At 70.0% G+C, this 10984-nt stretch carries 9 protein-coding genes and 1 pseudogene; 6 read left to right on the top strand and 4 right to left on the bottom strand.

What is annotated here, in order from left to right; all coding sequences use genetic code 11:
* On the bottom strand, positions 1–771 hold a 771-nt coding region (locus SSP24_RS31730), incomplete at its 3' end, for a hypothetical protein (protein WP_174864756.1).
* A 245-nt stretch (positions 772–1016) separates the two neighbouring features.
* Between SSP24_RS31730 and SSP24_RS45360 the strand changes: the two are divergent.
* The 4 genes and pseudogenes from SSP24_RS45360 to SSP24_RS31705 all read left to right on the top strand — a co-directional run.
* Positions 1017–1139: pseudogene (locus tag SSP24_RS45360) on the top strand (transcriptional regulator); the annotation flags it as partial.
* 82 nt (positions 1140–1221) lie between these two features.
* Complete coding sequence (locus SSP24_RS31715) at positions 1222–1437, top strand: DUF397 domain-containing protein (protein WP_141313419.1); 216 nt, start codon at positions 1222–1224, stop codon at positions 1435–1437.
* 90 nt (positions 1438–1527) lie between these two features.
* Positions 1528–4641 carry a sacsin N-terminal ATP-binding-like domain-containing protein gene (locus tag SSP24_RS31710; RefSeq protein WP_141313418.1) on the top strand — a complete coding sequence of 1038 codons (3114 nt, stop codon included), beginning with the start codon at positions 1528–1530 and terminating at the stop codon, positions 4639–4641.
* 172 nt (positions 4642–4813) lie between these two features.
* Positions 4814–5644: a hypothetical protein gene (locus SSP24_RS31705; RefSeq protein ID WP_141313417.1), complete on the top strand. Its 831-nt coding sequence runs from the start codon at positions 4814–4816 to the stop codon at positions 5642–5644.
* 81 nt (positions 5645–5725) lie between these two features.
* On the opposite strand, the gene SSP24_RS31700 is transcribed toward SSP24_RS31705, so the two are convergent.
* Both SSP24_RS31700 and SSP24_RS31690 read right to left on the bottom strand, forming a co-directional pair.
* Positions 5726–8119 carry a cation-translocating P-type ATPase gene (locus tag SSP24_RS31700; RefSeq protein ID WP_141313416.1) on the bottom strand — a complete coding sequence of 798 codons (2394 nt, stop codon included), beginning with the start codon at positions 8117–8119 and terminating at the stop codon, positions 5726–5728.
* 214 nt (positions 8120–8333) lie between these two features.
* Entirely contained in the window at positions 8334–8606 is a 273-nt protein-coding gene (locus SSP24_RS31690; RefSeq protein WP_141313415.1) for a DUF2530 domain-containing protein, read from the bottom strand.
* Positions 8607–8739: 133 nt separating this feature from the next.
* Here SSP24_RS31690 and SSP24_RS31685 point away from each other — a divergent pair, with 133 nt between their 5' ends.
* Positions 8740–10191 carry an NCS2 family permease gene (locus tag SSP24_RS31685; protein WP_141313414.1) on the top strand — a complete coding sequence of 484 codons (1452 nt, stop codon included), beginning with the start codon at positions 8740–8742 and terminating at the stop codon, positions 10189–10191.
* Positions 10192–10200: 9 nt separating this feature from the next.
* Here SSP24_RS31685 and SSP24_RS31680 read toward each other — a convergent pair whose 3' ends face one another.
* Entirely contained in the window at positions 10201–10383 is a 183-nt protein-coding gene (locus tag SSP24_RS31680) for a toxin-antitoxin system HicB family antitoxin (protein WP_174864755.1), read from the bottom strand.
* Between the two features lie 155 nt (positions 10384–10538).
* Between SSP24_RS31680 and SSP24_RS31675 the strand changes: the two genes are divergently transcribed.
* On the top strand, positions 10539–10976 hold the full coding sequence (locus SSP24_RS31675; RefSeq protein WP_141313412.1) for a MarR family winged helix-turn-helix transcriptional regulator: 438 nt from the start codon (positions 10539–10541) through the stop codon (positions 10974–10976).
* The last annotated feature ends 8 nt before the right edge of the window (positions 10977–10984 follow it).

Below are 10984 nucleotides of genomic sequence, written 5' to 3'. Positions count from 1 at the left end.
CACTGCATCGGGGACGTCGATGCCGCGCGCATCGAAGACGTCCAGGATGTCCTCGGCCGCGCGACGCGTTTCGCCTTCGGCCCGGAGTTCCTGTGAGAGGGATGACTTGTAGAAGGAAAGATCCACGGCCACCAGGTTCCTCCACATTTCTGCGGCCGGGTGCTTGCCCAGGCCGCGTGCGATGAGTTCGATGATCGGGTCGGTGATGGTGTGGGGAGTGTCCCGCAGGACGTTCGTCATTGCCTTCAGTATGGCGCCGATGTCCGGATCCTTGGCGTGGGTGATGGCGGACAGCGTGGCGAGGGCGAGGTCCTTGCGGATCTCGGCCGGGTCGGTGATCACCGGCATGTTGTGCGGTCCCGCGACCAGCGGACACAGGGTGAGGAGGGGCCACTGGCGGGGGCCGAAGCGGACGGGTCGCGCGGCCCATTTCGCGGTGGCGCGGTCCTGGCAGACGACCAACAGCACCGGCTGCAGCCGGTACTTCGTGAGCAGGTACGACGCGTAGTAAGCCCAGCTGGCGGGCTTGTGCGGGTCCTTCGCGCTCTGGGACTCGATCGCGAGGAGGAACGACCCGTCGTCCTCCGTGTCGAACCGCAGCAGCGTGTCCACACGGCGTTCGACGGGACTGATCTCGGTGAGGTCATTAGGCAGGACCGTGACCGAAGTGGGCGGGGAGAAGTCGATGCCCAGCGTCTCGGAGACCCGGGAGAAGAGTCCCGGGTGGTCCTGGAAGATGCGGTGCATCGCCTCGTGGGACGAGCTGACCATGGGTTCCTTTGGGGGAGCGGAGTGGCGAGCAATATGCCTGTGGCACATGCGCCGGGTGTTTTCTGCCGCGAGCGTATGGCTGCAACTCCGGGTGCACAGAGCGAAGTTGGCGATGTTCACCCCGGGGGGTGAATGCGGTCATGGGTCGAACTCAACTGAGTTGCTTACTGTGAGAAGTGACTCAGCGGGTACGTGCGGTTACTGTCCGGAGGTTGTCCGGCAGCGGTACGACGGAGGGGCACGGGATGACGGTCGAGGCCGAGGCGGGACGGCTCAAGACGGAGGCGGACGAGCCGGGTTGGGAGGTGGACCCGGACGACGAGTGGGGAGTCGCGGTCCTCGCGACCGTCGGGCGGCAGTCATCCTTGAATTGCGGTACGGCATCATCCGGGCCCAGGCTCTCACCCCACGTGAGTCCATGGCCTTCATCGAGCAACTGCTGGGAGAGACATGATCCGCAAGGCCTCCGCCGGGGACGCCCCCGAACTGGCGTGGTTCAAGAGCAGCTACAGCAGCGGTAGTGAAGCCGACTCCTGCGTCGAGATCGCCACCACCCCCGGCACCATCCACATCCGCGACTCCAAGAACACCGCCGGTCCCCGCCTCGCGGTCACCTCGGCAGCCTGGGCGGACTTCGTCTCGTACGCGTCAGGTGCCTCCGCCTGAGGTCGGCGGCTCAGGTCCACGGGACCGGGCAAGCGGCGCGTCGACGTCTGGGAGCGATACCTTCTCCTCACGCCGATGAGGAGAGTGAACGTGAGCAAGTTCGTGCGGCCGGCGGCCGAGGGGGCCGATCCGTTCGGGACTGCCCGGCTGCGGCGCGGGGTGCTGGACGCGTGGGCGACCAGTCCGGCCCGGTTCCGGGAGGACGCCAACGCCGAGGAGGATCTCGTCCTCGGTGGCTACCGGGACCGGCTCGTCGTCGAGCTGGCCCAGAACGCCGCCGACGCGGCCGCCCGCGCCGGTGTGCCCGGACGGCTGCGTCTCACCCTCCGTGACGGCGTTCTCTTCGCCGCCAATACCGGCGCCCCGCTGGACGCGGCCGGCGTGGAGTCGCTGGCCACGCTGCGGGCCTCCGCCAAACGGGACACCCCGTCGATCGGCCGGTTCGGCGTCGGCTTCGCGGCCGTCCTCGCCGTCACCGACGAGCCCGCCGTCGTCGGCCGGCACGGCGGTGTGCGGTGGTCGCTCGCCGAGGCCCGTGACCTGGCCGCCGACACCGCCCGGCACAGCCCCGGCCTGGGGGACGAGATCCGCCGTCGGGACGGGCACGTCCCTCTCCTCCGCCTTCCCTTCGCCGCAGAGGGCACCGCCCCCGACCCGTACGACACCGTCGTCATCCTCCCCCTGCGCGACGCGGCCGCCACCGACCTCGCCGAACGCCTCCTGCACGCCGTCGACGACGCCCTGCTGCTCACCCTGCCGGGATTGGAGGAGGTCGTTGTCGAGATCGGGGCCGACGCCCCCCGCACGCTGCGGCGGCGGGGCGAGGGTGGCCTGATCGTCGTCGAGGACTCGCGGGACGGCGTCACCCGGTGGCGTACCGCCGTCGCGCACGGCCCGCTCACCCCGGATCTGCTCGCCGACCGGCCTGTCGAGGAGCGGCTGCGCCCGTACTGGTCGGTCACCTGGGCCGTACCCGTGGACGCCGACGGCACCCCCGCACGCCCGCGCACCAGCCCCGTCGTACACGCCCCCACCCCCAGCGACGAGCCCCTCGGCGTACCCGCCCTGCTCATCGCGTCCTTCCCGCTGGACACCACCCGGCGGCACGCCGCGCCCGGCCCGCTGACCGACTTCCTGGTCGACAAGGCCGCCGACGCGTACGCCGAACTGCTCGCCGACTGGCGGCCGGTGACCGAGGGGATCATCGACCTCGTGCCCGGACCGCTGGGCAAGGGCGAACTGGACGGGGCGCTGCGGCAGGCCATTCTGCAGCGGCTGCCGCGTACGTCCTTCCTGCCCCCGGCCGGTACCGGGCCCGACGAGGACCTGCCCGAGTCGCTGCGGCCGCGCGACGCCGAGGTGGTGGAGGGGGCCGGGGCCGAGACCGTGCGGGTGCTCGCCGAGGTGCTGCCCACCCTGCTGCCCGCCGGGCTGGAACGGCGTGTGGAGCTGCGGACGCTGGGCGTCGCCCGGGTCCGGCTGACCGACGCGGTCGACCGGCTGGCCGGGCTGGAGAAGGAGCCCGGCTGGTGGCGGCGGCTGTACGACAGCCTGGCGGGCGTCGACCCCGACCGGCTCACCGGCCTGCCCGTGCCGCTCGCCGACGGCCGGACCACCATCGGGCCCCGGCAGGTGCTGCTGCCCACCCCCGACGCCGTCCGTATCGAGCCCGAGATCCTCGCCCGGCTCGGCCTGAAGGTCGCCCACCCGGACGCCGCGCATCCGCTCCTGGAGAAGCTGGGCGCGCTGCCCGCGACGCCCCGCGCGGTCCTCACCACCCCGCAGGTGCGCGCCGCCGTCGCCGCCTCGCTCGACGAGGAGGGCGGGCCGTCCTGGGAGGAGGACGCGCTGGACGCCGAGGAGCTGGCGGACACTGTCCTCTCCCTCGTCCGCGACGCCGGTCTGGAGCCGGGTGACGAGCCCTGGCTCGGCGCGCTCGCTCTGCCCGACGAGGAGGGGGAACTGGCGCCCGCCGGTGAGCTGGTCTTCCCGGGCAGTCCCTTCGCGCAGGTCATGCGTGAGGGTGAACTCGCCGCTGTGGACGCCGAGTTGGCCGAACGCTTCGGCCAGCAGCCGCTGGCCGCCTGTGGAGTGCTGGCCGACTTCGCCCTGGTACGCGCCACCGATGTCGTCCTCGACCCCGACGAACTGGAGCCCCGCGAAGGGGACTACGCCGAGCCGGACGACCCCGGTCTGCTGGACGCGGTCGACGTGTGGTGCGAGGACATCCTCGACCGCTTCCCCGACTCGCCGGTGCCGCCGGTCGCCACGGAGCTGGTCGCCGTACGGGACCTGGACCTCGTGGACGACGACAAGTGGCCGCAGGCCCTGGCCCTGCTCGCCCGGCCGCCGCTGAGGGACGCGCTCACCCAGCCGGTGCGGATCCTGCTGCCCGACGGCACCCATGAGGTCGTACGGCCGTACACGGCCTGGTGGCTGCGGGGGCACCCGGTGCTGGACGGCCGCCGCCCGGCCGGTCTCCTCGCCTCCGGCGGCGACCCGCTGCTGCGGGGCCTGTACGACGAGGCCGATGCGACCGGCTTCCACGACGAGCAGGTCCTCTGGGCGCTCGGCGTGCGCACCTCCGTGGCGGCCCTCCTCGACGAGCCGGGCGGCGCGGCCGAGCTGCTGGACCGGCTCGCCGACCCCGAGCGGCCCGTCACCGGCACCCAACTGCACGCCCTGTACGGTGCGTTGGCCGAGCTGGACCCCGAGCAGGTGACCCTGCCGGACGAGCTGCGCGCGGTGGTCGACGGCCGGGTCGAGGTCGTGGACGCGGCCGACGCGGTGGTCGTCGACTCGCCCGACCTGCTGCCCTTCACCGAGGGCGTCCCGCTGCTGCCGGTGCCGCCCTCGCGCGCCGCCGAGCTGGCGGAGCTGTTCCAGGTGCGGCGACTGAGCGAGTCCGTCACCGGCGAGGTCGACTCCGAGGGCACCGAGCACGACGTACCGGAGTCGGTGCGGGTGCTGCTGGGGGCGCGGACGCCGGATTCGTACGTCGAGCACGAGGAACTCGTCGTCGACGGCGTGGAAATCGACTGGCGGGTCACCTCCGACGGCGTTCTGCACGCCGCCACCCTGGAGGGCGTCGCGGCGGGGCTGGCCTGGGCGGCGGGCCAGTGGCCGCGGCGCTTCGAGGTCGCGGCGCTGCTGGAGGACCCGTCCAGGACCGCGGAACTGGCCCGCGACCGCTGGTTCGACTGAGCCACAGGGGCTGTCCGAAGGGACGGCCCCTGTTCTTTTCCTCCGGAACTCGGCCTCCTCCTCGATCTGCTTGGCGACCGCCGGCCTGGTCGAGCAACCGTTCCCCTCGCGCACCTATCTGATCAAGTGAGCCAACAGGCTCCGAGATCACTCGCGATCATCTGGGGAACGCATGCGCATACGAGCCACTGTCGCCACCGTCACCGGCGCCCTGGCCCTCTCCGTCCTCGCCGCACCGGCCGTGCACGCCGCCCCCGGTGAGCCGTACAAGCTGAACGTCACCTTCTCGCACTTCAAGATCACCAAGGCGATCAAGGTCGGCGCCACCGGTCACTACTCCACCACCGTCACGTACAAGCTGACCCACGGTACGGACGTCGACATCAAGGCCAAGGACTTCGTCACCAACCCCGTCCTCTACCGCGGCTCGCTCGCCACCCCCAGCAGCGTCCGCCTCACCGGCGTCAAGCCCGCCGCCTGCACGGTCAACTCCGCGACCACCGCCACCTGCACCGGCAAGATCGACATCTACCCGGGTGAGGATCTGCTCAACTCCGACGCCGGCACCTGGAAGGGCGCGGCCGTCGCCATCGCGTACAACGGCCAGGACCCGGCGGGCGAGGAGTTCGACATCAGCAAGGTCGGCCACGCCGACAAGGAGGGCCTCGGCACCACGCTGGTACGCCGTGCCGCGCAGCTGACGGTCAACGCATCGCCGGAGCCGGTGCAGAAGGGCAAGACCCTTACCGTCACCGGCAAGCTGACCCGCGCCAACTGGGAGACCGGCAAGTACGCCGGGTACGCGACCCAGCCGGTGGAGCTGCAGTTCCGCAAGAAGAACGCCACGACGTACACCAAGGTCAAGACCCTCAAGACCAACACCAGGGGCGACCTGAAGACGACGGTCAAGGCGTCGGTGGACGGCTACTACCGCTTCGTTTTCAAGGGCACGACGACGGCTACGGCGGTCAACGCGGCCGGGGATTTCGTCGACGTCAAGTAGGACGCCGAGAAGGGGCGCGGGGAACTGCGCGACCAGCCACACACGGCCCGCACTGGACCACCGCCCCTTGCCCCCGCGGGCCTACGCAGGAAACCGGCGGTCGACCCACTTCCAAAGCACCTCCAGGACGACCGCCGCCCCCACCGCAATCCCCACCGCGATCCACGGCACCGTCATCCCCACCAGCTTCAGCGCGAAGAAGTCCTGCAACCAAGGCACCACCAGCACCACCACGAACAGCGCCCCCATCGCCGCCACCAACGCCAACCGCCACCACGTATACGGCCGCGCAATGATCGCCAGCACCCACATCGCGATCAGGAACAACGTCAACGTCGCCGCACTCGTCTCCGCGCCCAACGCATCAGGCCCCGTGTAGTACTGCCGAGCGATCAGATACGTCGCGAACGTCGCCACCGCGGCCAGCACCCCACCCGGGATCGAGTACCGCATCACCCGCCGCACGAAGTGGGGCTTCGCCCGTTCCGTGTTGGGTGCCAGGGCGAGGAAGAACGCCGGGACGCCGATCGTCAGCGTGGAGAGCAGGGTCAGGTGGCGGGGCAGGAACGGGTACTCCACCTGTGAGCACACCACCAGGATCGCCAGCAGCACCGAGTAGACCGTCTTGACCAGGAACAGGGTCGCCACGCGCGTGATGTTGCCGATGACCCGGCGCCCCTCCGCCACCACCGACGGCAGCGTGGCGAAGCTGTTGTTCAGCAGCACGATCTGCGCCACCGCCCGCGTCGCCTCCGACCCCGAGCCCATCGCGACCCCGATGTCGGCGTCCTTCAGGGCGAGCACGTCGTTCACGCCGTCGCCGGTCATCGCGACCGTGTGCCCGTGGGACTGCAGCGCGCCCACCATGTCCCGCTTCTGCTGCGGGGTGACCCGCCCGAACACTGTGCCCTCGTTGAGGGCCTCGGCCATCCCGTCCCGGTCGCTGGGCAGCCGCCGCGCGTCCACCGTCGTACCGGCCAGCCCCAGCTTGCTCGCCACCGCCCCGACCGACACCGCGTTGTCGCCGGAGATGACCTTGGCGGCGACGTTCTGGTCGGCGAAGTAGCGCAAGGTGTCCGCGGCGTCGGGACGCAGCCGCTGTTCGAGTACGACGAGGGCGGCGGGCTTGGCGTCCCGGGTGATCTCGGGCGAGTCCAGGTCGCCGGAGGTGCGGGCCAGCAGCAGCACCCGCAGGCCCTGCTCGTTCAGCCGGTCGGTCTCGGCGAGGTTCGGGTCGTCCTCGTCGAGCAGTACGTCGGGGGCGCCGAGGAGCCACGTACTGGACTCGCCGTTGCCCTCGCTGAAGGACGCGGCGCTGTACTTGCGGGCGGAGGAAAAGGGCAGCGCCTCGACGCAGCGCCAGTCGTCGTTGTCGGGGTAGGCGTCGATGATCGCCTGGAGGGATGAGTTGGGGCGCGGGTCGGACTCGCCAAGGGCACCGAGCACCTGCCGTACGTACGCCTCGTCGAAGCCGTTCAGCGTGCGCAGCTCGGTGACGTCCATGCCGCCCTCGGTGAGGGTGCCGGTCTTGTCCAGGCAGACCGTGTCGACGCGGGCGAGACCCTCGATCGCGGGCAGCTCCTGGACCAGGCACTGCTTGCGGCCGAGCCGGATCACGCCGATCGCGAAGGCGACGGAGGTGAGCAGCACCAGGCCCTCGGGGACCATGGGGACGATGCCGCCGATGGTGCGGGCGACGGAGTCCATGAAGTCGGTCTGCTTCACCACCAGCTGGCTGATGATGAGGCCGATAGCGGTCGGGATCATCATCCACGTCACGTACTTGAGGATCGTGGAGATGCCCGAGCGCAGCTCGGAGTGGACCAGCGTGAACCGCGACGCCTCCTCGGCGAGCTGCGCGGCGTACGCCTCGCGCCCCACCTTGGTGGCCTGGAACGCCCCGACCCCGGCGACGACGAAGCTGCCGGACATGACCTGGTCCCCCGGCCGCTTGACGACCGGGTCGGCCTCGCCGGTGAGCAGCGACTCGTCGATCTCCAGCCCGTCGGCCTCGACGCACACCCCGTCGACGACGACCTTGTCACCCGGCCCGATCTCGATCAGGTCGTCCAGCACGATCTCCGCGGTGCTGACCTCGGCGACCACCCCGTCCCGCCGTACCGTCGGCCGCACTTCACCGATCAGCGCCAGGGAGTCCAGGGTCTTCTTCGCCCGCCACTCCTGGAGGATGCCGATGCCGGTGTTGGCGAGGATGACGAAGCCGAAGAGGCTGTCCTGGATCGGCGCGACGACCAGCATGATCGCCCAGAGCACGCCGATGATCGCGTTGAACCGGGTGAAGACGTTGGCGCGGACGATGTCGACCATCGACCGGCTGCTGCGCACCGGCACGTCGTTGACCTCGCCTCGCGCGACCCGCTCGGCGACCTCGGCTGCGGTGAGCCCGGTCGTGGGAGAGGGCGCGCGCAGGGGGTGCGCGGCATCGAGACCGGCGTCCGCGTCGATGTGCGTCATGCATTCGACGGTACGGGCGGATTTGGGGCTTCACCCCCCGAGTGGGGTGAAGATCCGACTACGGGAGGACGTCTGTAGTGCCTCGGTTGTACGGGGGTTCCCGTAGGTCGTACGCGACTGGTCCTACGGGGGTCGCGACTGGTCCTACAGGGGTCACGACGGGTCCTACGGGGGTCGCGACGGCTCCTACGGGGCCACGCCTGGTCCTACGGCGTCACGGCGCCGGTGTCGTCTGCTCGCGTGCCGCCGCCGCGCGCTTGATGGCGGCGTCGCGCCTGCGGACGTACCAGATGCCGAGCAGGCCCAGGCCGCCGCCGGCCAGGCAGGTCCACAGCCACCAGGTGTTGCCGTGCTCGTCGAACCAGCCGTAGAAGGGCAGCTGGACCAGGAAGAGGACGAACCAGACGATCGTGCCGCCGATGATGGTGCCGACCACGGGGCCCTCCAGGGGCTCCGGCGCCTCGTGCTTGGGGGTCCACTTCGCCATGCGCACAGCTTACGAGGCGGACCCGGGGGCCGTTCCCCCGAATGGGTCTACGCGCGGAGATGGCACTTCTTCCCTCATATGTTCATACTGAAACAGTTTGCCTTTGACCGGTTCTGTTCGTAGGAAAGACCAAATGCCCACCTCGGCCTCCCCCAAGGCTCCCGCGCCCGAGCAGCCGGGCGGCGCGCCCGCGTACGGCGCCCTCGACCGCTACTTCAAGATCTCGGAACGCGGCAGCACGCTCGCCCGTGAGGTCCGAGGCGGTTTCGCCACCTTCTTCGCGATGGCCTACATCATCGTGCTGAACCCGATCATCCTCGGCAGCGCCAAGGACATGTACGGCCATCAGCTCGACAACGGGCAGCTGGTCACCGCGACGGCGCTGACCGCGGCGTTCACCACCCTGCTGATGGGCGTCATCGGCAACGTGCCGATCGCGCTGGCCGCCGGCCTTGGGATCAACTCGGTCGTCGCCCTCCAGCTCGCCCCGCGGATGTCCTGGCCGGACGCCATGGGCATGGTGGTGCTGGCCGGTTTCGTGGTGATGCTGCTGGTCGCCACCGGTCTGCGCGAGCGGGTGATGAACGCCGTGCCGTACGGCCTGCGCAAGGCCATCTCCATCGGTATCGGCCTGTTCATCATGCTGATCGGTCTCGTCGACGCCGGTTTCGTCTCCCGCATCCCGGACGCCGCCCAGACCACCGTCCCGCTCCAGCTCGGCACCACCGGTCACCTCACCGGCTGGCCAGTGCTGATCTTCGTCCTCGGCGCACTGCTCACGCTGGCGCTGATCGTGCGGAGGGTGCCCGGCGCGATCCTGATCTCGATCGTGGCAATGACGGTGCTCGCGGTGATCGTCAACGCCGTCGCCGACATCCCGTCCTGGGGTCTGACGACCCCCAAGTGGCCCGGCAACCCCGTCGCCACCCCCGACTTCGGCCTGATCGGCCAGGTCAGCCTGTTCGGCGGCTTCGCCAAGGTCGGTGTGCTGACCGGCGTCCTGTTCGTCTTCACGGTCCTGCTGTCGGCCTTCTTCGACGCGATGGGCACGATCATGGGCGTCAGCGAAGAGGCCAAGCTGACCGACGCGCAGGGTCAGATGCCGGGCATCAACAAGGTCCTGTTCGTCGACGGCATCGCGGTCGCCGCGGGCGGCGCCAGCTCCTCCTCGGCCACCACCTGCTTCGTGGAGTCCACGGCCGGCGTCGGCGAGGGCGCTCGTACCGGCTTCGCGAACGTCGTCACCGGCGGGCTCTTCGCCCTGGCGCTCTTCCTCACGCCCGTCGCCACCATGGTCCCGTCGCAGGCGGCCACACCGGCGCTGGTGGCGGTCGGCTTCCTGATCCTGGCCGGTTCGATCAAGGAGATCGACTGGGCGGACTACACGATCGCCGTCCCGGCCTTCGTGACGATGCTGATGATGCCGTTCACCTACTCGATCACCAACGGCATCGGCATGGGCTTCATCACCTTCGTGGTGCTGCGCCTGGCGGCGGGCCGGGGCCGGGAGGTCCCGGCGGCGATGTACGCCGTGGCGGCCGTGTTCGCCTTCTACTACCTGATGCCGGCCCTCGGGCTCACGTGATCCGCACGATCACGTGACCCCGTAGAACTTCTCCGTCTCGTCGACCGCGGACTTGAACCGCTCGTCGAAGTCGTCCCGAATGAGCGTCTGGACCACATAGTCCTGGACGCTCATTCCTCTTTTCGCCGCGTGGAGCCGGAGCCGTTCGAGCAGCTCCCCGTCGATCCGCAGGCTGAGCACACTGGTCCCCATGGACACGAGGGTCGCAAGACGGCCCAGTGGTGCGTCACTTTCCGGGAAGCGGCTCACTCGTTCGGGTGACGATCCTGTTTCAGTGGTGAGTGTCACGGGCATCTGTGCGTGTCGCGACTGGTCTTTAGGTTGGGTAATGAGTTACGCTAAAGAACATGCCGGACCTTACCCATGGCGACGACGTTGCCGCCGTGAACTCTCTGCGATCGGCCGTGATGCGGCTGTCCCGTCGGCTCAAGCACCAGCGGGTCGACGAGTCACTGAGCCCGACCGAGATGTCGGTCCTGGGCACCCTGGCCCGCTGCGGCACCGCCACCCCGGGTGAACTCGCCCGCAAGGAACACGTGCAGCCGCCGTCGATGACCCGCATCGTCGCGCTGCTGGAGGCCAAGGGCCTGGTCCGGCTGGAGCCGCACCCCGAGGACCGGCGCCAGAAGGTCGTCACCCAGACGGAGCGGGCCGAGGCGATGCTCGAAGAGAGCCGTCGCAAGCGGAACGCGTTCCTGGCCACACTGGCCGCGGACCTCGACGAGGACGAGTGGGCGAAACTGCGCGCCGCCGCCCCCGTGCTGGAGAAGCTCGCGCATCTGTAACCGCACCA

Origin of the sequence: Streptomyces spinoverrucosus (assembly GCF_006539505.1) — a bacterium.
Taxonomy (GTDB): Bacteria; Actinomycetota; Actinomycetes; order Streptomycetales; family Streptomycetaceae; genus Streptomyces; species Streptomyces spinoverrucosus.
The sequence above is the reverse complement of the archived record's forward strand: the minus strand, read 5'-3'. Positions and strand labels throughout refer to the sequence as shown.

What these genes read in the sequence shown, in the direction of transcription:
- SSP24_RS31700 (WP_141313416.1), bottom strand. Translation starts at nt 8,119, where the DNA reads ATGACGCACATCGACGCGGACGCCGGTCTCGATGCCGCGCACCCCCTG.
- SSP24_RS31690 (WP_141313415.1), bottom strand. Translation starts at nt 8,606, where the DNA reads ATGGCGAAGTGGACCCCCAAGCACGAGGCGCCGGAGCCCCTGGAGGGC.
- SSP24_RS31675 (WP_141313412.1), top strand. Translation starts at nt 10,539, where the DNA reads ATGCCGGACCTTACCCATGGCGACGACGTTGCCGCCGTGAACTCTCTG.
- SSP24_RS31680 (WP_174864755.1), bottom strand. Translation starts at nt 10,383, where the DNA reads ATGGGGACCAGTGTGCTCAGCCTGCGGATCGACGGGGAGCTGCTCGAA.
- SSP24_RS31715 (WP_141313419.1), top strand. Translation starts at nt 1,222, where the DNA reads ATGATCCGCAAGGCCTCCGCCGGGGACGCCCCCGAACTGGCGTGGTTC.
- SSP24_RS31705 (WP_141313417.1), top strand. Translation starts at nt 4,814, where the DNA reads ATGCGCATACGAGCCACTGTCGCCACCGTCACCGGCGCCCTGGCCCTC.
- SSP24_RS31685 (WP_141313414.1), top strand. Translation starts at nt 8,740, where the DNA reads ATGCCCACCTCGGCCTCCCCCAAGGCTCCCGCGCCCGAGCAGCCGGGC.